Source organism: Synechococcus sp. CC9616 (assembly GCF_000515235.1).
Lineage (GTDB): Bacteria > Cyanobacteriota > Cyanobacteriia > PCC-6307 > Cyanobiaceae > Parasynechococcus.
The window spans coordinates 1,222,673-1,243,940 of the sequence record NZ_KI911558.1 but is presented as its reverse complement, the minus strand read 5'-3'; the positions used below and the strand labels follow the sequence as shown (position 1 = coordinate 1,243,940).

The 21,268-nt window shown below is 58.0% G+C and carries 23 protein-coding genes and 1 tRNA gene; 13 read left to right on the top strand and 11 right to left on the bottom strand.

Going from position 1 to position 21,268, the window contains the following annotated elements; genetic code table 11:
• Positions 1 to 86: 86 nt before the first annotated feature.
• Positions 87 to 908 carry an ABC transporter permease gene (locus SYN9616_RS0107450; protein WP_028952530.1) on the top strand — a complete coding sequence of 274 codons (822 nt, stop codon included), beginning with the start codon at positions 87 to 89 and terminating at the stop codon, positions 906 to 908.
• A 20-nt stretch (positions 909 to 928) separates the two neighbouring features.
• Positions 929 to 1,189, top strand: a complete 261-nt coding sequence (locus SYN9616_RS0107445; RefSeq protein WP_028952529.1) for a hypothetical protein — start codon at positions 929 to 931, stop codon at positions 1,187 to 1,189.
• A 41-nt stretch (positions 1,190 to 1,230) separates the two neighbouring features.
• On the opposite strand, the gene SYN9616_RS17940 is transcribed toward SYN9616_RS0107445, so the two are convergent.
• The 3 genes from SYN9616_RS17940 to SYN9616_RS16115 form a co-directional block, all read right to left on the bottom strand.
• The gene (locus SYN9616_RS17940; RefSeq protein ID WP_028952528.1) at positions 1,231 to 1,410 is read right to left on the bottom strand and encodes a hypothetical protein; all 180 of its coding nucleotides are present in this window, start codon (positions 1,408 to 1,410) and stop codon (positions 1,231 to 1,233) included.
• Positions 1,411 to 1,476: 66 nt separating this feature from the next.
• A complete protein-coding gene (gene trmH, locus SYN9616_RS0107435) occupies positions 1,477 to 2,166 on the bottom strand; it encodes a tRNA (guanosine(18)-2'-O)-methyltransferase TrmH (RefSeq protein WP_028952527.1) in 690 nt (229 codons plus the stop codon).
• A 15-nt stretch (positions 2,167 to 2,181) separates the two neighbouring features.
• Entirely contained in the window at positions 2,182 to 3,093 is a 912-nt protein-coding gene (locus tag SYN9616_RS16115) for an FKBP-type peptidyl-prolyl cis-trans isomerase (protein ID WP_028952526.1), read from the bottom strand.
• A gap of 57 nt (positions 3,094 to 3,150) precedes the next feature.
• Between SYN9616_RS16115 and SYN9616_RS0107425 the strand changes: the two genes are divergently transcribed.
• Both SYN9616_RS0107425 and SYN9616_RS0107420 read left to right on the top strand, forming a co-directional pair.
• Positions 3,151 to 3,486, top strand: coding sequence for an MGMT family protein (locus SYN9616_RS0107425; protein ID WP_028952525.1), 336 nt, complete (start codon positions 3,151 to 3,153; stop codon positions 3,484 to 3,486).
• Entirely contained in the window at positions 3,487 to 4,824 is a 1,338-nt protein-coding gene (locus SYN9616_RS0107420; RefSeq protein WP_028952524.1) for a 16S rRNA (cytosine(967)-C(5))-methyltransferase, read from the top strand. It begins immediately after the preceding gene.
• Here the strand turns inward: SYN9616_RS0107420 and SYN9616_RS0107415 are convergent, their stop codons facing one another.
• Genes SYN9616_RS0107415 through SYN9616_RS0107405 form a run of 3 tightly spaced genes read right to left on the bottom strand, consistent with a single transcriptional unit; the run spans position 4,825 to position 8,116 of the window.
• Entirely contained in the window at positions 4,825 to 6,939 is a 2,115-nt protein-coding gene (locus tag SYN9616_RS0107415) for a transglycosylase domain-containing protein (protein ID WP_028952523.1), read from the bottom strand.
• On the bottom strand, positions 6,936 to 7,889 hold the full coding sequence (chlG, locus tag SYN9616_RS0107410) for a chlorophyll synthase ChlG (RefSeq protein WP_028952522.1): 954 nt from the start codon (positions 7,887 to 7,889) through the stop codon (positions 6,936 to 6,938). The genes SYN9616_RS0107415 and chlG overlap by 4 nt, the downstream gene beginning before the upstream one ends.
• A gap of 11 nt (positions 7,890 to 7,900) precedes the next feature.
• A complete protein-coding gene (locus tag SYN9616_RS0107405) occupies positions 7,901 to 8,116 on the bottom strand; it encodes a DUF2862 domain-containing protein (protein ID WP_028952521.1) in 216 nt (71 codons plus the stop codon).
• A 56-nt stretch (positions 8,117 to 8,172) separates the two neighbouring features.
• On the opposite strand from SYN9616_RS0107405, the gene hisF reads away from it, so the two are divergent.
• The 4 genes from hisF (at position 8,173) to SYN9616_RS0107385 (ending at position 10,322) form a co-directional block, all read left to right on the top strand.
• Positions 8,173 to 8,943 (top strand): imidazole glycerol phosphate synthase subunit HisF, encoded by a 771-nt coding sequence (gene hisF, locus SYN9616_RS0107400; protein ID WP_028952520.1) that lies wholly within the window; start codon positions 8,173 to 8,175, stop codon positions 8,941 to 8,943.
• A gap of 27 nt (positions 8,944 to 8,970) precedes the next feature.
• Positions 8,971 to 9,192 carry a hypothetical protein gene (locus tag SYN9616_RS0107395; RefSeq protein ID WP_028952519.1) on the top strand — a complete coding sequence of 74 codons (222 nt, stop codon included), beginning with the start codon at positions 8,971 to 8,973 and terminating at the stop codon, positions 9,190 to 9,192.
• Positions 9,189 to 9,890 carry a bifunctional demethylmenaquinone methyltransferase/2-methoxy-6-polyprenyl-1,4-benzoquinol methylase UbiE gene (gene ubiE / locus SYN9616_RS0107390; protein ID WP_028952518.1) on the top strand — a complete coding sequence of 234 codons (702 nt, stop codon included), beginning with the start codon at positions 9,189 to 9,191 and terminating at the stop codon, positions 9,888 to 9,890. Before SYN9616_RS0107395 ends, ubiE begins: the two co-directional genes overlap by 4 nt.
• 81 nt (positions 9,891 to 9,971) lie before the next feature.
• Positions 9,972 to 10,322: a hypothetical protein gene (locus SYN9616_RS0107385; RefSeq protein ID WP_028952517.1), complete on the top strand. Its 351-nt coding sequence runs from the start codon at positions 9,972 to 9,974 to the stop codon at positions 10,320 to 10,322.
• Positions 10,323 to 10,671: 349 nt separating this feature from the next.
• Here the strand turns inward: SYN9616_RS0107385 and SYN9616_RS0107380 are convergent, their stop codons facing one another.
• Positions 10,672 to 11,199 (bottom strand): DUF1993 family protein, encoded by a 528-nt coding sequence (locus tag SYN9616_RS0107380; protein ID WP_028952516.1) that lies wholly within the window; start codon positions 11,197 to 11,199, stop codon positions 10,672 to 10,674.
• 905 nt (positions 11,200 to 12,104) lie between these two features.
• Here SYN9616_RS0107380 and glyQ point away from each other — a divergent pair.
• The 3 genes from glyQ to SYN9616_RS0107355 all read left to right on the top strand — a co-directional run bounded on the left by glyQ (position 12,105) and on the right by SYN9616_RS0107355 (position 15,008).
• Positions 12,105 to 12,995, top strand: coding sequence for a glycine--tRNA ligase subunit alpha (glyQ, locus tag SYN9616_RS0107365; RefSeq protein WP_028952514.1), 891 nt, complete (start codon positions 12,105 to 12,107; stop codon positions 12,993 to 12,995).
• Between the two features lie 6 nt (positions 12,996 to 13,001).
• Positions 13,002 to 14,945 (top strand): ComEC/Rec2 family competence protein, encoded by a 1,944-nt coding sequence (locus tag SYN9616_RS16110; protein ID WP_369791937.1) that lies wholly within the window; start codon positions 13,002 to 13,004, stop codon positions 14,943 to 14,945.
• A tRNA-Ser gene (locus tag SYN9616_RS0107355) sits at positions 14,922 to 15,008 on the top strand. The genes SYN9616_RS16110 and SYN9616_RS0107355 overlap by 24 nt, the downstream gene beginning before the upstream one ends.
• Before the next feature lie 404 nt (positions 15,009 to 15,412).
• Here the strand turns inward: SYN9616_RS0107355 and SYN9616_RS0107350 are convergent.
• The 3 genes from SYN9616_RS0107350 to SYN9616_RS0107330 form a co-directional block, all read right to left on the bottom strand.
• Entirely contained in the window at positions 15,413 to 16,501 is a 1,089-nt protein-coding gene (locus SYN9616_RS0107350; protein ID WP_028952513.1) for a hypothetical protein, read from the bottom strand.
• An 849-nt stretch (positions 16,502 to 17,350) separates the two neighbouring features.
• The gene (locus tag SYN9616_RS0107335) at positions 17,351 to 17,740 is read right to left on the bottom strand and encodes a putative quinol monooxygenase (protein ID WP_028952511.1); all 390 of its coding nucleotides are present in this window, start codon (positions 17,738 to 17,740) and stop codon (positions 17,351 to 17,353) included.
• A gap of 121 nt (positions 17,741 to 17,861) precedes the next feature.
• Positions 17,862 to 18,131 (bottom strand): hypothetical protein, encoded by a 270-nt coding sequence (locus tag SYN9616_RS0107330; protein ID WP_028952510.1) that lies wholly within the window; start codon positions 18,129 to 18,131, stop codon positions 17,862 to 17,864.
• Positions 18,132 to 18,196: 65 nt separating this feature from the next.
• On the opposite strand from SYN9616_RS0107330, the gene SYN9616_RS0107325 reads away from it, so the two are divergent.
• Positions 18,197 to 19,426 (top strand): glycosyltransferase, encoded by a 1,230-nt coding sequence (locus SYN9616_RS0107325; protein ID WP_028952509.1) that lies wholly within the window; start codon positions 18,197 to 18,199, stop codon positions 19,424 to 19,426.
• Between the two features lie 30 nt (positions 19,427 to 19,456).
• A complete protein-coding gene (locus SYN9616_RS0107320) occupies positions 19,457 to 20,215 on the top strand; it encodes a sugar transferase (protein WP_028952508.1) in 759 nt (252 codons plus the stop codon).
• A gap of 21 nt (positions 20,216 to 20,236) precedes the next feature.
• Here SYN9616_RS0107320 and cbiB read toward each other — a convergent pair whose 3' ends face one another.
• The gene (gene cbiB, locus SYN9616_RS0107315) at positions 20,237 to 21,256 is read right to left on the bottom strand and encodes an adenosylcobinamide-phosphate synthase CbiB (protein WP_028952507.1); all 1,020 of its coding nucleotides are present in this window, start codon (positions 21,254 to 21,256) and stop codon (positions 20,237 to 20,239) included.
• Positions 21,257 to 21,268: the final 12 nt, after the last annotated feature.

Genomic DNA, 21,268 nt, shown 5'->3' with positions numbered 1-21,268 from the left:
CACCTTGAAAGCATTTGAGCCAAGACCTACGAGATGATGTTTTCAAGTGTTGTGCATCAAAGTTGATCCCCAGTCTTTCCACCCGAATGGCCCGCTGGGGGCTGGTGATCGTGGCCATTTACGCCGCTGTTGCCCTGATCACCCCCGTGCTGATGGTCCTGGGACTGTTGCCCGATGCCAATGCGGGACTGAGCAATCCGATCTACGAGGCCCCCAATCTCACGCACTGGTGCGGTACTGATCGCCTGGGAAGGGATGTGTGTGTACGCACCATGGCCGGCAGCGGTGTCGCTCTCCAGGTAGTGCTGCTGGCGGTGGGTCTGGCCCTGTTGATCGGAGTGCCCCTCGGCATGGTGAGTGGCTACCTCGGTGGCGCCGTGGATCGCTTGCTGGTGCTGCTGATGGACACGCTGTACACCCTTCCGGTGCTGTTGCTTTCGGTGGTGCTGGCATTCCTGCTGGGTAAGGGGATCCCCAATGCGGCTGCGGCCCTGTGCGTGGTGTACGTGCCGCAGTACTTCCGGGTGGTGCGCAATCAGACAGCCCAGGTGAAAAGTGAATTGTTTGTGGAGGCGGCGCAGTCGCTCGGGGCCGGTCCGGTTTGGATTCTGCGGCGTTACCTCTTCCGCAATGTGATCACCTCGGTGCCTGTTCTGCTCACCCTCAATGCCGCCGATGCCGTTCTGGTGCTGGGGGGCTTGGGGTTTCTCGGGTTGGGTTTGCCGGAGACGGTTCCCGAATGGGGTGGTGATCTCAACCTCGCCCTTGCAGCCGTGCCCACAGGGGTTTGGTGGACGGCCATCTATCCAGGGCTGGCCATGTTCATCCTGGTGCTGGGCCTCTCCTTCCTTGGGGAAGGCATTGAAGCCTGGGTCAGCGGCGGAGAAGGGCGTCCAGCGTCAGACTGATCACATCTGAGCTTGCCTCCATGCCCTGGTGGATCAGCATTCTGTTGATGGCCGTGGCCGTGGGTTTGTGGCTGAAAGGCCGGAATAATTCCGACGATGTGATCGGGTTCCTGGAGAAACTGTTGGCCACGACAGCTGCCCTTGTGGTGCTGTTGTTTGGCCACAACCTGCTGCTGGAATTGCTGACGCTGGCGGTAGCGATGCGGCTTCCCCAGGCTGGAGGTGAGATCACACCCAGACCCAAAACGCGGGACAGCGACAGCGTGCTGATTCGTTTCTGAACAGGATCACGGCGATCCTGCACGGCTGTTTTTAGGGCTCTTCAGATAGAGCTGTTCTGCGGGTGCTTCACCTCTCGGATGGAAATCCTGCAGGAGGATGGGAAGAGGGCATGGGCGGCCTCCACGGCATCGCCCAGATCCGTGGATTGGAGCATCTCCTCTCCCCATTCATTGCCGCAGTGGTAAGTGACGGCGAACTGATGCAGTGGCTTTTGCTCCATTGCAACCTCGATGGGTGAATTCAGTTATGGCTCAGTGTTCTCAGGGATACAAGACTTTCCTTCGGATCAGCAGCGCAGCTTTACGTTGCGGGGTAAGTCCTCCATCAGTTCGCCCTCCTCACTGAGCGGTGGATAGGGGCGATCCTCCCGGCGACACCAGTCAGCCACGTCCGGGTAGGACCACTCGAACAGCAGCTGCGCATAGTGTTCTGGGGTCAGTCCCTCCCCCTCTGTAGGGGCCGTTCCGTTGCGCTCTCGTTGCCGCAGCGCCTCGAACAGAAGCGTGGCGCTGGCCACGGACACATTCAGGGACTGCACCATGCCGCGCATGGGGATGTAGAGGGCCTCATCCATCAGATCGCGGGCCCGATCCGTCAGGCCCCATTTCTCGGCGCCGAGCACGAAGGCCGTCGGTTTTGTGAAGTCGCACTCGCGGTAATCCCGCGCGTTCACCCCGAGGTGGGTGCCATACAGCCGAAAGCCCTTGCCTTTGAGGTGCTCAATGGCGGATGTGATGTCGGGGTGGTCCCGCAAGGCCACCCATTTCTGACTGCCCTGAGCAGTGCTGTTGAAGGTGCGCGGACGTCCATCAAGACTGACGGCGTGAGCTTCCAGCGCCCCCACCGCGTCGCAGCTCCGCAAAATTGCTGAGAGGTTGTGGGGCTTTTCCACGTGTTCGAGCAGCACCGTGAGATCCGCCATGCGGCGATTGAGCACGGATTTGAGCCGCTCAAACCGGCGCGGCAGCAGGGGCATGGGCGGTGGGTGTGGTCAGAGCAGAAGGTTTGATCTCTTGAATGATGTGGTGCCTGGCAAATTCACCGCAAAATCTGCGGACTGATCGCCATCCACATCAACAGAGAGGGTTTCCTTGGCGAACCGTACGTCGCCATTTGCACCGCTGAACTTGTCAGATCCGATGAACTGCAGAGAATCGGCCATGGCGCGCAGGTTGATTTTGTCTTTCTTTCCGAAATCGAGAATCTTGTCTCTCTCGCCCTTGGCGTCCGGTGAATCATTCGGTTCCGTGAAAAGAAAGTGGTTCTTGCCCTGACCACCAATCAGCAGGTCAGCACCTGCTGCTCCCATCAAGGTGTCATTGCCCTTGAGGCCGATCAGCAGATCACTATCGTTATCACCATTAATGCGATCGTTTCCATCCAGTCCGATCTTGAGCTGATCAAGGTTTTCGTAATCGTTAGAGGTGAGCCCAAGTAATGCTGGGTCAATATTGACGTCTTCCAAAGTGGGAAAGACTGGTACGGTTTCATCTTCTGGAATTGATCCCAAAAGTTCTACCGCGAAGCTCAGAGCACTGTCAGCGGGAATCCCAGGTCTTTCAACATCTCCGTAGGCAAGATCCGCGGGGATGGTGAGATGCAGCACCTCACCCAGTCGTCGATTCTTTAAAGCCTGATCCCAACCTTCAATAACCTGCCCAGCACCGATGGTGAACTCGAAGGGATTGACGTTTCCGGGTCCCAGGATGAATTGCTCATCGGACGTGAAGTAATTATTGGTTGGAGATTGAAAACTGGTGAAATCAAAATTGGCGTCGAAACGATCACCATTCATCAGGGTGCCGACGTAATAGACAAGCAAGTTGTCTCCCTCGCTGACCTTGCTGCCCTTTGATGAGCGCAGAACTCTTGTCTTGAGCTTCTTGACGGATTTGTTGGACATACACCCTTTGGACGTGATTTCTACTTTGACGAACTATCGCTCCTTTGACTGGACTTGATGGAGGTTTCCTTCGATCGTCGTGTTCTTTGTGTGGTGACCCGCATTCCGCGTGGACAGTTGGCCACCTACGGCCAGATCGCCGATCTGATCGGTGCCTGGGGCTGTGCTCGCCAGGTGGGCTGGGCTCTGCGGCGGCTCAAGTTGCCTTCCGAGGTGCCTTGGCATCGGGTGGTGAATGCCCAGGGCCGGATCTCGATGAGCCTCAGCCGTGAGGGCAGCGACTGGATCCAGCGAGAGTTGTTGATGGCCGAAGGCATCCCCGTCGATGAGCAGGGCCGGCTGCCATTGCGCCAGTTCCTCTGGCGACCGGACGCTAGTTCTGGAGGTAGATGAATGTCCCCCTTGCCCGCTTCAGCGATCACCGGATTGGCGTCGCGGCGTTTGGCCTGGGAGGTGTTGCTGGCCGTTTCGGCAGGGGCCTACGCCGATGTGGCTCTTGAACGAGCTTTGCGGGACAAACCTTTGCAGGGGCAGGACCGTGGTTTGGCCACCGAGCTTGCCTACGGCGCCATCCGCCGCCGGCGATGGCTGGATGCCTGGCTGGATCGGCTCGGCAAAGTCCCAGCCTTGAAGCAGCCGCCCAAGCTGCGTTGGCTGTTGCATCTGGGGTTGTACCAGCTGTTCTGGATGGAGCGGATTCCCGCGTCCGCTGCTGTGAACACCAGCGTGGAGCTGGCCAAGGCGGTGGGTTTGGCGCGCCTGGCTCCCGTGGTGAATGGACTGCTGCGGGGCGCGTTACGCGCCCGTGATGCCGGAGAGGGGCTAGCGCTGCCGGCGGATCCTGCCGGTTCACTGGCCCTCCAGCAATCGCTGCCGGATTGGTTCACGGCCCTTCTGCTGCAATGGCGAGGCGAGTCGGGGGCTGCCGCAGTTGCGAGCGCCTGTAATCAGGTTCCGCCCCTGGATCTGCGGATCAATCAGCTCAAGGCCAGCCCGGACCAGGTGGCCGAAGCCCTGGCAGCGGTGGACATCGCCACACAGCCGATTCCTGGCTGTCCGGATGGGCTCGAGGTGCTGAACCACAACGGCGATCTGCGTCGTTGGCCCGGGTACGAGGAGGGCCATTGGTCTGTGCAGGATCGAGCCGCCCAACGGGTGGCACCTCTCTTGGCTCCAGCCCAGGGAGAGCGGATTCTTGATGCCTGTGCAGCGCCAGGAGGCAAGGCCACGCATCTGGCTGAGCTCATCGGCGATCAAGGGGAGCTCTGGGCGGTGGATCGCTCCGCCGGGCGCTTGCAACGGGTCGCTGCCAATGCTGCGCGTCTTGGCATCGACAGTGTGCAAGTGTTGGCAGCCGATGCCATAGAGCTTGTTTCCATCAGGCCGCAGTGGCATGCCTATTTCCAGGCAATCCTGGTGGATGCTCCCTGTTCAGGCCTGGGAACCCTCGCTCGCCATCCCGATGCCCGCTGGCGCATCACACCGGAAGCGATCGAGGGATTGTTGCCCTTGCAGGCTCAGTTGCTCAGCAGTCTGCTGCCGCTGCTCGCGCCAGGTGGGCGCCTGGTTTATGCCACCTGCACACTGCATCCAGCGGAAAACGCTGAACAGATTGCTGTGTTGCTGAATGCCTGCCCAGACCTCAAGTGCGTCTCCGAGCACCAGAGCTGGCCGGATGATCCGCAGGGCGGCGATGGTTTTTACAGCGCTGTCCTGCAACACAGAGGCTGATCAGCGGTCCTGCACCTGGGGAACCAGCCAGTTGCGGGGGCCCTCGGCTGCCGGTGGCGGAGGCGGCGGTGCTTCATAGGCCGGTGGTGGTGGTGCTTCGTAAGCAGGTTCGGGTGCCGGTGCTGCTGGAGGTGCGTAATCGGTTGCCGGCCCCGGGGCTGCATAGGGCTCGTTGGGATAGTCCGGCGGGGCGTAGGGAGAATCGTCGAAGCGAGGGACCGGCTCGTACTCGTAGCCGCGGTAAGGGGATTTCTGATCGCGCTTGGTTTTGTCCTTTTTGCCGGGTGGCGTGAACTTCCTGTTCAGCACGGGCTTTTTGGGGAAGTAGCTCACAGGTATTCCCCCCTTGATCTTGATCATGAACTGATTCCAGGCCCAGGCCGCTTCGCCGCTACTGCTCTTGGTTTCGCGATTGTTGTCGTATCCGAACCAGACGGCAGTGGTCAGCTGAGGAATCGAGCCGATGAACCAGAGATCGCGACCACCTTCGGAGGTGCCGGTCTTGCCGGCAACCGGTCGGTCATCAAGCTTGGCCGCAATGCCGGTGCCACCGGTCACCACACGCTGCAGCATCCAGTTCATGGCGTCGGCAACATCACTGTCGAGAGCGCGGCTGCCGCGATCGCCGTCAACTCGACGGCTCCACAGCACTTCTCCGCCAGGCCCCCGGATTTCCTCGAATGGCGTGGCCTTCACGAAAACGCCCCGGTTCGTCACTGCGGCATAGGCCGTGGCCATGTCGAGCACGGTCTGCTCGTAGGCGCCGATCGCCATTGGGTAGTACTTACCGAGCGGACGGCTGGTTCCGATGTTGAAACCGTTGGCGATGTCGATGATGGCGTCAAATCCCACCTTGTCCTGAAGTTCAACGGCCACAGTGTTGAGAGAGTTCTTCAGGGCGTCGGCAAGAGAGACCTTGCCCAGGTACTTCCCTCCGAAATTTTTGGGGCAGTACTTTCCCCAGCAGCGGGCCTTGTCGATGAAGATGGTCTCCGGCTTGATGCCGCTGTCCAATGCTGCTGCATAAGGAAACAGTTTGAACGTGGATCCTGGTGATCTCAGTGCCTGCGTCGCCCGATTGAACTGGCTCTGGCTAAAGCTCATGCCGCCCACCATCACCCTCACCAGTCCGGTCCCCGGTTCGATCGACACCAGAGCTCCCTCGGTGTCGAACGGTGCGTTGCTCCGGATCACCTCTAGCGCTTTGGTCTGCCAGTCAAGATCGATACTTGTCCGGACCTCCAGACCCCCCACCTCCAACTGATCCAGGCTGAGGATCTTGGGCAGCTCCTGAGCCACCCAGCTGGTGAAGAATGGCGCAGCACTATTGAAATATTTAGGTGTGGCGGGTTTGAGGTCAAGGGGGCTGTTCCTGGCCAGTTCGGCCTCGCCGGCGGTGATGAACCCTGACTGCGCCATGCGGTCGAGCACAATGGCGCGTCGCTGCCTGGCAATGTCCGGATTCACCAGCGGTGAGTACACCGACGGTGCTGGCGGTAGTCCTGCAATCAGGGCGGCTTCGGCGGTCGTGAGCTGATCGGGCTGCTTGCTGAAGTAAATCCAGGCGGCATCGGCAACGCCGTAGGCGCTTGATCCCAGATAAACGTAATTGAGGTATTGCTCGAGAATTTGCTGTTTGCTGAGCTGGCGCTCGAGTTTCATCGCCAGTGCCGCCTCCTTCAGCTTTCGTGTGATGGTGCGGTCTTGGCTGAGAAAAACGGTGCGCGCCAGCTGCTGGGTGATCGTGCTGGCCCCCTCGCGGACGGCGCCTTCCTTCAGGTTGGTCATCAGGGCCCGCGCCACGCCCCAGGTATCGATGCCGTCGTGCTCGTAGAAGCGCCGGTCCTCTGCTGCGATGAAGGCCTGCTTCACCAGCAATGGCATTTTCCCGGCCTTCACCTTGTCTCTGGTCGCCGGACCCAGCTTCTGAATCACCTTTCCATCACTGGCCAGCAGGGTGATGGTTCCCGGTCGATTGAAATTGGCGATCCCCCGAGCGTCTGGGAGGGTCGCGTCGACGATCTGGACCACAGCCCTGGTGCCCAGGGCTGCTCCAGCTCCGATGGCAGCGGCGGAACCGGCAATCAGAGCCCAGTGCAGGCGGGTGCGGCTCACATCACCTGAATCAAAGGGCTGTGGCCGATGGCCAAGGCAGTCACCAACATGCCCAGAACGAGAAAAGGCTGGGCGCTGGCCTGGTATTTCACGTCGTAGGCAACGGGATCCCGCAGCAGCCAGATGTCCTGGAAGGTGATTTGAGGCACAACCAGCAACACCAACAGAACAGCCGCGAAATGCTGACCGATCACGATCAGAACGGCAACCATCGCCAATTGGAACCCGTCGATCATTCCTGCACTGATCCAGCTCGCACGCTGGATGCCAAAGACCACCGGCAAGGACTGCAGACCCAGGGCTCGGTCACCCTCCACGCTTTTGAAGTCATTGACGACGGCAATGCCCAGGCCGGCCAGGCTGTAGGCCAAGGTCAGCAGGGCTGTGCTCCAGGTGAGCTGGCCGAAGAGGGCCTGGCCAGCCCACCAGGGCAGAGCGATGTAACTGGCACCAAGGGCATAGTTCCCCAACCAGCCGTTCTGTTTGAGCTTCAGCGGAGGTGCCGAATAGATGAAGCTGACAAAGGAGCCCCCCAGTGCCAGCAGGAAAAGGACTGGCGTGCTGTGGCCGGCCCATTGATCAAGTCCCCAGGCCACGGCCAGGCCTGCAAGAAGCAGCACCCAGATCTGCACTTTCACCTGCAGCAGAGGGATCGCTCCAGAAGGAATCGGACGGTACGGCTCGTTGATCGCGTCGATGTCCCTGTCGTAGTAGTCGTTGATCGTCTGGGTATAACCGGCCAGTAGCGGGCCACTCATCACCATGCAGGCGATCGCTGCAAGGAAGTGATCAACGTTCCATTCGTAATGACCACTGGCGGCGGCACCGCAGAGCACACCCCAGATCAAAGGAATCCAGGTGACGGGCTTCATCAGCTGAAGCCGCAGCTTCCAGATGTTGTTGGTGCCCGAGGCACCTTTCATACCGAGGAGCTGGCGGGCGTCACTCACTGGTTGCGGCCTCAGGCAGGAACGATCTCGTCCTCGAAGAACCAGCAGGTGGAGCCATTGCTTAGCTCAACCACCACACCGATACCTTTCCCATCCACTGTGCGGAAGTCGGTGACGGTTCCGCTCGAATCCTCCTTGAGCAGGTTCACCAGGTTCTGGGGGATGCGGTCACGCACACGGCTGACGCGGATCTTTGATCCGATCGTGATCGATGCAGCCTGTGACATGGCCTGCGAGGCTTGAAGAGTGGCGCAACACTAACAGTCGCTTTCGCGCCGAAACGATGGTGGCTCTGCGTTTAATTCCCTGCCTCGATGTTGCCGACGGGCGCGTGGTCAAAGGCGTCAATTTTGTCGGTCTTCGTGATGCCGGCGACCCGGTGGAACTGGCCTGTCGCTACAGCGCTGCAGGAGCCGATGAACTGGTGTTTCTCGACATTGCAGCCAGCCACGAGGGGCGCGCCACGTTGATCGACATGGTGCGCAGAACTGCGGAATCGGTGACCATTCCATTCACCGTCGGCGGTGGCATTCAGTCCGTGGATGGCATGACGGAGTTGTTGCGAGCCGGCGCGGACAAAATCAGTCTCAATTCGTCTGCGGTGCGCCGTCCTGAGCTGGTGTCCGAAGGGGCCGATCGATTTGGTTGTCAGTGCATCGTGGTGGCGATCGACGCCCGCCGTAATGCCTCCGGCAGCTGGGATGTCTTTGTCAAAGGGGGACGTGAGAACACAGGGCTGGATGCGGTGGCCTGGGCTCAGCGGGTGGTCGCGCTTGGTGCCGGCGAAATCCTCCTCACCTCTATGGACGGCGACGGGACACAAGCGGGTTATGACCTCTCCCTGACCCGCGCGGTGGCTGACGCCGTATCGGTTCCGGTGATTGCCTCCGGTGGGGCTGGATGCATCGATCACATCGCTGCAGCACTGGATGGCGGTGCTGAGGGAGGGCATGCCTCTGCAGCCCTGCTGGCTTCCCTGCTCCATGACGGGGTGCTCACCGTCGAGGAGATCAAAAGCGCCCTGTTAGCGCAAGGACTGCTCGTTAGGCCTTAATTTGAAGGTGAAGATTTCTTCACGTTGATGCCACCAGCGCATCCACTGCTTGATTCCGTTTGGGCGTTGCCGGTGGGACTGGTCGCCGTTGGAGTGATCGTGGCGTTGATCACCTGGGCCCTGAAACTGATGCAGTCGGCGCTGGATCAGCAGGAATTTTCTTTGATGCTGGCTGGCTGCATGGTCTGTTCCGCCGCTGTTGGCCTGGCAACCGTGATGGTGATGGCTCTGAACGGCATTCCCCTGTGAAGCCTGGTGATGCTGCTGCTGTTGAGCAGTTGTTCGATGAGGTCGCCCCGCGGTACGACCGTCTGAATGATTGGTTGAGCCTCGGCCTGCATCGCGTCTGGAAACGTCAGATGTTGCGATGGGTCGATCCGCGGCCTGGGGACGTTTGGCTGGATCTCTGTTGCGGTACTGGCGACCTTGCCCTGCAGTTGGCCCGCACGCTGCGCCCCAAGGGACGGGTGATCGCTTTGGATGCGGCCGCAGCGCCATTGCAGCAGGCCCGTCGTCGCCATGACAGGGAGCCATGGCTGGCCGTGGACTGGTTACAGGGTGATGCCCTGGACACGGGCCTCAACAGCGGCTGCGCCGATGGGGCGGTAATGGCCTATGGCCTGCGCAATCTGCGCGACCCTGGCGCGGGTCTGCGGGAGATGCGGCGTCTGCTCAGGCCAGGGGCTCGGGCCGCGGTGCTCGATTTCAACCGGCTTGATTCGGAGCTTGCTGCTGGCCGGTTTCAGAGGTTTTATCTTCGCAATCTGGTGGTGCCGGTGGCTGCTGCGAATGGCTTGCGTGAGCACTACGCCTACCTGGAGGAAAGTCTGCGCTGCTTTCCCGACGGACCAGCCCAGGAACGCCTTGCCCTGGATGCGGGTTTCGCATCCGCACGTCATCGCTCCCTGATGGCCGGCCAGATGGGAGCGCTGTTGCTGCGGGCTTGAACTGATGAATCTTCGTTCGCGTCGCTTGCGACCCGGCCGGCTGATGCTCTAAAAAATAAAGGAAAGATTAAGGAGGAGATTTTGGCTTTCCCCCTCCCAACATTGCTGTCCACGATTGAGGAGTTGCTGCTGGAGGTGCAGTGGCTGGATGGACTGATCCTGGTGACGGATTCCGAGCGTGCCAGCTTCGTGTCGTTCTCCCAGGTCGACCCCTTACTGCGGCGGCTGCGAATGCGTCCCAAGGGTCATGAAGTGGCCGAAAAGCTCTGCATGTCGCTGCTGGAATCCCATGGCAAGGGGGCTGCCAAACCCGTCCTGGTGTTTCAGGGAGATGGCAGTTTCTGGTTGGGAGTGATGGGGCCTTGCAGCAGCAATCCCCACCGCCATCACGCCGTCGCCCATCTGCACCGCTGCTTCTCAATCAGCGCCTGAGCGAACCGCTGCTGGACAGAATCGTGGACCACTTTTTTGGTTCGTCCTTGCACTTTTAAGTCTTAATGAAATACAAGCCAAAGATCCGGCATGAGCGTTAGCAGCAGCGGTTGATCATGTCCAGGCAATGGAAGTTCTCCTGAAGAAGCACACAAACGCAAGGCAATAGCAAATACAACTTGCGTGTCAGTTGTTCTCTGCCGCGATCTTCAATTCATCGACGCATATTGATGAAGCCAACATCAGCGACATCGATGAGGACGAGTGAAGAAGAGCTTTCGTGGAAGCACTGCTCTTGAGCGAGTGCCTCCGCGTACTCATGGCTTAAACCAGAACACCTCGCAGCTCCTCAAGGAGCCTCTTCGCCCAAGAGGTAATCGAATTTTCCGATCGGCACGCCGTTGTGGCGAAGGATGGCGAATGCGGTGGTCACATGGAAATAAACGTTGGGGAGAACGAAGGAGCGCAGAAAGTCCTCGCCTTGAAAGATCCGTTCTCCGCCCCCCATGGTTGAGGGGATGGGCAGCTTGATTTCACGTCGCTCGGCGCCGTTGAACTCCTCTGGCGGCACGCTCTCGATGAAGGCAATACTGCTGTTGATCCGATCCAGCAGCTCACTCAGCTCCGTTTCGTTGTCCTCCATGCTCGGGGCGTCCCGCCCGGACAGGCGCGCCACGCCCCGTCGGGAGATGTCAGTGCTGATCTGCACCTGACGGGTGAGATCGAACATGTCTGGATGCAGTCGGCTGGAGAGCAGCACAGCCATTGGGTAGCCGCAGGACTCAGCATGGGCATCGGCCCTTTTGAGTAGATGGCTCAGATTCAGCAAATTCCTCACCAGGGGAGGAACCAGGGCGGAGTGGAACGACTGAGACATCTGTCGGGGTGAATTGATCCTGTTTCTCTAGCCTTCAATCAATTGCTTGAACAAGGGTGAATCAGCTGGCCGTCTCCATCAGGTGATAGGCGGTGAAGCTAAGGCAGCCATGAAGATTATTTGCCTTGTTCCCTTGGCGCAGGAGTGCAATAGGAGTGCAAGAGAAAATTAAAAAAGCAAGAACTTCGGAGATGAAATTGTTCTATTGACTTGCAGCTGGTGTTTCACCTGTGATGCAGCTGCGCAAAGCACCACGCATTAAGGGCGTACACAAGGAGTCATTTTTCTGATGGCTTGCGGCAGTTGCTATGCAGAAAAAGAGCCCCCGTTTGGACCCATGGCGTCAGACGCCTGGGTGCTCGAGCATCACAGTTGCAAGGTCTGACTCAGTCATCTCAACAGACTCTTGCGTCTGAGCTTCCGTGATGACGAGAGCGTCTGGAAGGCGGAAGGCCTTCTCAAGGTCTGTTTTCGTGGCACCGAAGGGGTAGGTCATAAAAAAAGAGGGCTCGTGCAGCCCCCAGGAACATTCCCCTAGGAACGCATTAGTGACGCATCGCTGCGACTCCGTTACATTACTCAACAAAGTTTTGCAACGAGAGTCATGACCTTTGGAACCCAGGACCTCCTGCTGCTGCTCGGCAGCTTTGCGATGGCCCTCTTTGCTCTGAACATTTACAAGATGACCAAGCCAGCTCAGGGCTAAACGGCAGCGGCAGAAGCGCTGGCTCTTGCCTTGCTTAACGGAATCACCCTTGCTCCCGTTCGTTAAGCAGCTGTTGGCTGCGGTGATGGAGAATGTGGCCACCACAGGGATCTCAGTAGCCAGTTTGCACCGCTGTTAAGCAGGTGGTTAGCAGGTTTCAAGCGCAAGATCCCAGTCCAGTACAAGGGTTTGTTTAACCGTGTTCTTCCAGGACATCATCAGCTCGCTTAACCGTTTCTGGGCTGATCAAGGCTGCCTGTTGTTGCAGCCCTACGACACCGAGAAAGGGGCAGGAACCATGAGTCCCCATACGGTGCTGCGGGCGATCGGTCCGGAACCCTGGGCTGTTGCCTATCCGGAGCCCTGCCGTCGTCCCACCGATGGCCGCTATGGCGATAACCCCAACCGAGCGCAACATTATTTCCAATATCAGGTGCTGATCAAGCCATCACCCGATGGCATTCAAGAGACTTACCTCGCCTCTTTGGAGGCCTTGGGCGTCAAAGCCGCTGATCACGACATCCGTTTTGTGGAGGACAACTGGGAATCCCCCACCCTTGGAGCCTGGGGCGTGGGTTGGGAGGTGTGGCTCGATGGCATGGAGGTGACCCAGTTCACCTATTTCCAGCAGTGCGGTGGGATCGATTGCAAGCCGGTTTCGATTGAGATCACCTACGGCCTGGAGCGTTTGGCGATGTATCTCCAGGATGTGGAAAGCATCTGGGATCTGAGCTGGAATAGTGAGCGCAGTTACGGCGACATCTGGTTGCCCTTTGAGAAGGGGCAGTGCCATTTCAATTTCGAGGGCTCAGATCCAGATCGCCTCAAGCAGCTGTTTGCCATCTATGAAGCTGAAGCCGGTGATCTGATTGAGAAGAATCTGCCTGCACCGGCGCTGGATTTTGTGCTCAAGTGCAGCCACACCTTCAACCTGCTGGAGGCCCGCGGCGTGATCTCGGTTACCGAGAGAACCGCCACCATCGGCCGCATTCGCAATCTGGCCCGCAAGGTGGCCGAGGCCTGGTTGGCTGAACGGCAGGCGTTGGGTTTCCCTTTGCTGGAGGGGGGAACCATCGAAGCAGCTGCTTGATCCGCTCTGCCGCGTCGTTGTTCCGTCCAGGCGATCGCTGTTGGTGTTGTCCTGCTGCTGTTGCTGCGGGGACTGATCTGGGGAGCTCCCAGCCCGGCGCAGGGAGATCCCATCCGATATCTGCGCCAGTCATCAACAGGGCCTGTTGAGCTCACCGGTGATCTTCTGAGCGATGCCCGTCGCTTCGAGGGCAGCTGTTCCGTGCTGGTGGCGGTCCAGCGGATCGATGGGCGCCCAGTTCGTGGTCGCACGGAACTCAGCATGCGTCCTTGCCCCGATCGTCTGCTTCAGGGCTGGCGCGTCCGTGCGAAGGGACTCTTGAAACGCCCTTCAAAGGGGCCGCATCGATTGTTGCCAGGCCCCGCTGAGCGGTTGGCCCGTCAGGGCAGCTGGAGTCAGTTGCGCGTCGGCGAACTTGAGGTGCTGCAACGTCCCTGGACCCCAATCGCCAATGCCCGCAGGACCATTGCTGATCGACTGCAGCTGGTGGCTGGCGAGGAGCGTGGTGGCCTGATGGCGGCCCTGGTGCTGGGCAGTGCTCAAGTGCAGCTGCCGGCTGACCTGCGCCAGGCGTTTCGACATGCCGGCCTGTCCCATGCCTTGGCGGCGTCGGGCTTCCACCTTTCTGTGCTGCTGGGGGCTTGTCTCAGCCTGGGCAGCCTGTTCGGCAGAAGGCTGCGGCTGCTGTTGGCGGGGGCGGCGTTGATGATCTTTCTCACCCTGGCGGGCGCCCAGCCTTCAGTGGTGCGAGCCGTTCTGATGGGCGCTTCGGCCCTGCTGATCCGAGAGTCAGGAGAGCGCAGTAAAGGGTTCGGAGTTCTGCTGCTCAGCTTGAGCGTGATGCTGCTGGTTCATCCAGCCTGGGCGCGATCGATCGGTTTCCAGCTCAGTGCTGCTGCAACAGCGGGATTGGTGCTGAGTGCCCCACCTCTTGAGGCAAGGCTTTCAGCAGCTCTGCCTGGGGCTTTGAGCTGGCTGGCGCCAGCGCTGGCCATCCCATCAGCAGCGCTGTTGTGGACACTCCCACTCCAGTGGCTCCACTTCGGTTCAGCTCCGCTCTATGGGGTATTGGCGAATCTGCTGGCGACACCGTTGCTGGCTTGTCTCACCTTGGCCTCCATGCTGTTGGCCCTGTTGAGTTTGTGGGCCCCGCTCGGGCTGATCCAAGGGATTGCCTGGCCGGTGCAGTGGCTCGTGGGTGTCCTGATCAGCCTTGTGCGTTGGATTAGTAACTGGCCTGGCGCTCAGCTGCTCACTGGATTCCCCCAGATCTGGATGGTGGGACTGCTGGTGCTGGGTCTGTTGCTGTGGTGGTTGTCATGGCTGGATGCAGGGCGATGGCTGGGGCCGTTGTTGGTGTTGTCGGCGGTGCTGTTTCACAGCCATGGGCAATTGGCTGATGGGGTTGTGCGAGTTCGGCAGTTCCGCCGCTCTTGGTTGTTGGCTCGCCATCAGGGTCGTGCTGCCTTGATCAGCAGCAGCGGCGATCGCCAAGGCTGCCGCGTGGCTCAACGTCTCGCTGGCGTTCATGGTCATCAGCGACTCGATTGGGTGCTGTTGCTGGATCCTGTTGCGACTGAAACGCTTCCTTGCTGGCAGACCATCGCTCGAACGGTGGTGTCGGAGCAGCAAGGTTTGGCGCCGTTGGAGATGGGGCAAATGCTGGTCAGTTCCGGACTTTCTGTCCAATTGCTTGCGCAACGTGGTCAGCCGATGCTGTTGAGAGCCGGCCGTCAGCGTTGGTGGCTGCTCCCCAGCCCGCAGGCGTTGTGGTCCTTGCAAGCCAAGGTTTCAGAACTTCCTCGCAGGCCAATGACGGGCTACTGGCTTGGATTTCGACCCAGCCGGATGGACCGTCGCTGGCTCGAATGCCAAAAGGCATCTCGCGGATCAAGATCTAGTGTGTGTACGCGCCAGCTGGCGTTTGGAGAGGTGGCAGAGTCCGGTTGAATGCGCACGACTCGAAATCGTGTAGGGGTAACACCCTCGTGGGTTCGAATCCCACCCTCTCCGTTTTGAGAACCACTGAATCAGTTCCACATCAAGAGATGAGGAACTCGACCAAATGCAGCATGCATTTTGCCTGAACCTTTGATTTGTCTTTAAAAGGGATGTCAATTGGGCTGGTTTGACAACTCGATTCGAGAGGCGATGAGCGGAAACTGTTCAACAAAATAGAGCTATTTTGGCCAAAATTATATAATTAAAGGGGGCTATTGGTATTGTTATTAATTAATCACTAAGAGGGTTGTTTGTATTTTTGCCCTCCGATTGGGCGCGATTTAATGGCTTGTCGCAAACTGGGCAAGCTCTTCGCAATTGACTGCATCATGCAAGGACAGTTGCAATGCCATGCATAAACATTGGATAAGGGGCTTATGGATATGGGAACTAAGAGCGCGGGCTTAAAAAATGGCTTAAGTAAAACGGCTCAGCTTGGGTCTGATCGCACTTAGTGATTTGACGAGATTTTCTTTCTCTAATGTTGACCAACCCATTTTCTTAAACGCCTTTTTGAGGACAGATAGAACCTCTTTGTATTCTTTGCTGGATCTTGGGCCGCGATAGATCTGAAGAGGTTTTTGTTTTGTTTCTACAATCTTGTCCCAGTCCTCTCCCCATACCTTGAGTGAGAATCTCTGATTTGATTGACTGTAGTAGTTCTTTACTTTTTTATAGAGGGCGTCTGTGTAGCCGCAGAAACGATCATTGTGCCAGCCTTTTTTGATCGCTATATTGCGAATAATTTTACCCTTCTTTTTTAAATTTTTGATCGGGTAGTCAACCTCTTCGCAGATCTCAAAGGCTGCTCGGCTCAGCCAGATTCCCTTGCATCCTGGCTGCTCATTTCTTGATTCGCCTTCATCAAGTGTTTCCCACTTCGTATCGTTTGGCCATCCGAGTTTGCTGGCCATTTCTAAAAATGGATCTTTCTTCCGAGTTAATGGAATGAAAATAAAGTCGACATCTGTCCTATCTAGATGGCTTTCAAATCTGTCGGCAAGGTTGTATGTAGAGGAATGATGATTGCGATCTTTTCTGAGTTTTTTGCGGCAAAAATCTTTAAAGCTGCAGGAGCGATAAAAGCGTCTGATTCCATGACAGTATTGGGACGTCATTAGATCAACCTGGTCGCGAACAAAGTAAACAAATGTCAGCTTTAGATCATAGGATTTTGAGATATCCAGCAAAAAATCCAAATTGTTATTGGTCAAAATTCTGTTGCAAAATGCTTCGCTGCTGATCAAAACATGATTCTTGTCTCGGAGCGGCTCTAGTTCTTTGCCCCAAAAATTTTTCTTTTTTGAATTCATTTTGTAAGCCAAATCTCTATGCTTTGCGTGAGAAATAGGCTGCCTTGGAATTCCGATTTTGAGTTCTTCCAGGAGCTTTGTATTTTCCCTCAGCCTTTTTTGGATATAGGTGCTGGCAGTTTTGTGAGGTCCGACGTGAATGATCAATCGTCTTTCCATTTTGATTGCTGCCAAGCTTCTGGTAATACGCATTTTACATGAAGCTCAGAGCTGATCATCTTTCCGTTGCTTGGAAGAAGTTGCCAGGTCCCAGGATTGTTGCTCGCTCTTGCGATGCTGGATGCTCTGTTCCGTTGGGTTTTCGACCTGTGTTAAACGTTGCAGATCGCGTCGCATTCGTTTCGTGATTATTTGAGAGCTTGCAGGCTGATCGGTGAGCTATGCATTTTTGATTGATATCTTGCTAAAAATAATCGTTTGTTCCTTTATTGTGAATTCGCCTTGGTGAGATTATGCAGAGTTTGGTTGCAATTGTTTTAAGTGATCTGCTCTTGTTTGGGTTGTCAGATCGTATCCGGGGGCTTGCGATCTGATTTTGTTGCCGAAACGTTGGTTTTGGAGTGACGAGTTGATCGGGGCTATCGATGTGCTTTGTTGTTCGTTGATGGGATCTCATGCTTTGGAATTTGTGTTTTTGCGGCGTGATGGAAAGTCTTGATCACTGGCCTTATTGTTTTGCCGCCTGATTGGGTCCTCCTGCGTTTAATATTGCTGATGTCACGACTGCTAGATATTTATTCATTCGATTTAGGCGATTTAGGTCGATTTTATTGACTGTAACGGCTTCAAAGATGTGAATGGCACAGACAACGCTGCTGGGTTTGGTTCCGGGGTGGTCTCTCTGGCCGAGGCCATTGGACGCCTGGCTTTGTGGGGACCTCAGCGTTTGAAAGTGGAGTTCATATTGAGCATCCTTCTTTCGTCTCAGCGCGTCTTCCCGAATGGCATGTCGCCATCCAGGATCCGGGAGATCTCAACCTTCCCCCTTACGGAATGCCTCAATCTGGCCCCTGGTTGTTGGGAACCTGAGAACAAAAAACGCTAACTCAACCGCGAGAACCCGCATGCCGTTTCATACACCGTGAAAGAGATGCCGGATTGTTCCATCGCTTTGAGACTTGCTTCCCCGATACTCCCGTAAAACTCAAGGCTGAAAGCATCTCCAAGGCGTTCATGTTCCTTGAAGTAATTGGCGATATGGGGTGCATTCAGATGTTCGAGAAAGGCCGCGTCGTTGACGAACGCCTCGGCCCAGGTGAACGACAACGGATCGCTTGGGTCTGAGACGAACACATGGTGCGCCGTCCCTGATTCATTCTGTTGAACTAAATCATCCGTGGATTTGCTCATGGAGATGTAGTCCTCAACGCAGCCGGCCTTGATCCGAATGCGTGCCAGAACAATGAAAGCGGCCGGTGAGGGAGTGGGCATAGATTCAAAAAATTGCCGGGAGGTTAGCAACCTTCTAGGTGTCGGACTTTGTTGTTGCTGGATGGGTTTTCAGCGAATCGCACCGGCGCTTTGATCCCGTTCTGAATCGATTCCTTAGCGATCAGGAATGGAACAGGAGGACCAGACCTTGCTGAACCTGGTGAAATTCACGTTCTTCGCGGCTGAGATCCAGCCCCACCTTCAGGCCTTCCTCGACGGCCTCCTCGAAGGGCGGAGTCGATGGTGCCGAAGACGCAGTCCAGAGGGCTGCAATACCCACAGGGGTCGCGTGCCAGCGAAACCGGTCGGTGATGCCAATGTCCGGCTCACTGAGCGCGTCCTCAAGGAAGCCGTTGATGGTGAGACTTGAACTGCCCATGGAGTCCAGCATCGTGAGCCAGCGCCATGGCCGCAATCAGCTGAGAGACTTCGTGACGTTGCAGCCATGGGCTGTTGATGGCGCCAATGCCCCCTGATCTGCCGCAGCGCCTCGCTTTGGTGCACGACTGGTTCACGCCCCGATCCAGCGGTGGAGCGGAGTTGGTGGTTGAGGCGATCGACCGGCAGCTGACCGCTCTGGGACGACAACCCCAGCTCGCCGCGTTGGTGGATGGGGAAAGTCGCCGCCCCGGCAGCTGGTTGGCCGGGCGCTCTGTCCTGACCAGCCCCATTCAAAAGCTGCCTTGGGGCACGAGCCATGTGCAGCAATACCTGCCGTTGCTGCCCCTGGCCATCGAGCAGATCGATCTCTCAGGCGCTGATCTGGTGATCAGCAGTAGCCATCTGGTGGCCAAGGGTGTGTTGACGTCTCCAGATCAGCTGCATGTCAGTTATGTGCACACCCCTGTGCGTTACGCCTGGGATCAGATGCATGCCTACCTGGAGCGCTCAGCACTGGTGCGCAGGGGATTTGGGCCCCTGATTCGCTGGCAGCTGCATGTTCTGCGCCAGTGGGATCAACTCAGCGCACAGCGGGTCGATCACCTGATTGCCAATTCACGTTTCACGGCCCGTCGAATCCGCCAGTTTTGGGGCCGGGACGCTGAGGTGATTCATCCTCCTGTGGCGGTGGAGCGATTCCGTTGGGATGCCCCTCGTGAGGATTTCTATCTCTGTCTCTGCCGGTTGGTCCCCTACAAACGGGTGGACCTCGTGGTGCAGGCCTTCAACCGTCTGGGACTGCCTCTGTTGGTTGTTGGCGATGGTCCGGAGCGGAGTCGTCTGCAGCAACTTGCTGGCCCCACCGTCACCGTCCTTGGGCGTCAGTCCCGCCAGCAGGTGGAGGCATTGCTGAGCAGCTGCCGGGCTTTTGTGTTTGCCGGCCTTGAGGATTTTGGGATTGCTCCGGTTGAAGCCATGGCAGCAGGTGCCCCTGTGATCGGTTTCGGCCGTGGTGGCCTGCTGGACACCGTGCGCTGTCTCCGTCAGCAGCCCTCAGAGGCGACGGGCCTGCTGTTTCCTGATCAGACCGTTGCGTCTCTGATTGAGGCGGTTAGTTGGTTTGAGGAGGCGCGTCTCTGGCGTCAGCTCGATGCCGCCTCGATTCGGCAGTGGGCCGAGCGCTTCCGCCTGGAAGCGTTCTCCAGCCGTTTTGAGGCCGCCTTGCGACGCGCCTGGAACGTCCATCAGCACAACTGTGCCGTTGCGGCGAGTGACCCTGCTGGGATGTCAGGACTGCAGGTGTGACGTTGAGTATGGAGAGACACACATTGAGCCTTGACGACGGCCTCCCGGCCATCACTCGCTCAGACAGCCCGACTGGCAATCGGTCGTGGCTCTTACCGGCCTCACCTGGCTGTGACGACGGCCCCCCCGTCGTCACTCAACGCCTACACGCTGATTCGTCAGCAAAGCCTCCTCGGTCGTGGCCTCAAGCGAACCGGTGACGTCTGCTTCTCGCTTGCTGTTCTCAGCATTGGTGCCCCAGCTCTGCTGCTGTTGGCCGCCATGGTCAAGCTGAGCTCACCGGGTCCAGTGTTTTATGTGCAACGGCGGGTTGGTCGTAATTACAAACGTTTCGGATGCATCAAGTTCCGCACAATGCGTGCTGATGCGGATGTGGTCCTGGCACGTGTTCTCTCCGAGGATCCTGGGCTTCAGGCTGAATTTGAGCGAGATTTCAAGCTGCGTCGAGACCCACGCATCACCTGGGTTGGCCGTTTTCTGCGCCGCTCCAGCCTCGATGAACTGCCTCAGTTTCTGAATGTTCTCCTGGGGGAAATGAGTGTGGTGGGTCCACGCCCGATCGTGGACAAGGAGTTGACCCGCTACGGCCACTACATGGATGAGGTTGCGGCCGTTCGCCCTGGCCTGACGGGTCTGTGGCAGGTGAGTGGTCGCAACAACCTCAGCTATCGCAAGCGCGTGAAACTCGATCTCGCCTATGCCCGAGGCCGTTCCTTCAGCCTTGATCTGGCAATCATTCTGCGCACCTTCGGCGTTCTGCTGCTGCCGATGGATCGTGGTGCCTACTGAGTGATCACCACAAGGTGATCATCACAAGGTGGTCATCAGCATGAGAACGACAGCCGCTGCGAGCCAAGCGAGCTCCAGCAGGTTTGTCAGTCTGAGGATCGTTCCGACCGCTGCGCGATCCGGTGGTGGCTTTGCTGCAGCGATCATCGGTTTGTTGACCCACTGATCGCCATAGCGATTGGCTCCTCCCAGGCTGATGCCAACGCAGTGGGCATAGATGGCCTCGGACCGGCCGGCGTTGGGGGATGGATCCTGTGAGCCGTCCCGTTCTGCCGCCCGAACGAGACAGACCAGCTGCCTCCAGGGTTGGCTGATCAGAGGCAACGAGAGCATCACCAGTCGGCAGGGCAGCCAGGTGAGCAGGTCGTCCAACTTTGCTCCGGCAGTCCCAAGCCAGAGCAGCCTTCCGCTTCGGTAGCCCAACATCGAATCAAGGGTGCTGGCGGCTTTGAACCCCCAGGCCAGGGCTAGTGGGCCAGGGCAGCTGCTGTTGATTTGCCAGAGACCTGCTCCCAGCAGCATCCAGAACAGAGGCGCGAACACGCCATCGACGGCGTTTTCGGAGGCACTCTCGGCAGCGGCTCTGACAATCTCCGCTTCATTCAGTTGGGTGACATCTCTTCCCACGATCCAGCTCAGGCGCCTGCGCGCTTCATCGAGACTGTCTGAGGAGGAGGCCGGTAGCGCCTGCAGCACAGCCAGAACGCTCTGACGCAGGCTGCGCGCCGCCAGAGCGCTGGCCAGTCCGATCACCAAAAGCAGGCGGCCCAGCCAGGCGATCAACAGGTTGTTGTCGAGGGCGATCCGTTCCACGCCCCAGCCCAGCAGGCTGCTGCCGCTTACGACGGTGATCGTGATCAGAACGCCTCCAAGGCGCAGTGCCCAGGGCCGGTCTCCTGCCACCGCCTCGGCCAGCGAACGCAGTGAGCGGATCAGGGATCCCATCAGCACGACAGGGTGCGGACTCCAGCGCGGATCGCCGAGCAGTTGATCGAGAGCAGCGGCGGCAACAACCGCGATGCCGCCACTCCCAGCCGTCATGGCGTTCAGGCG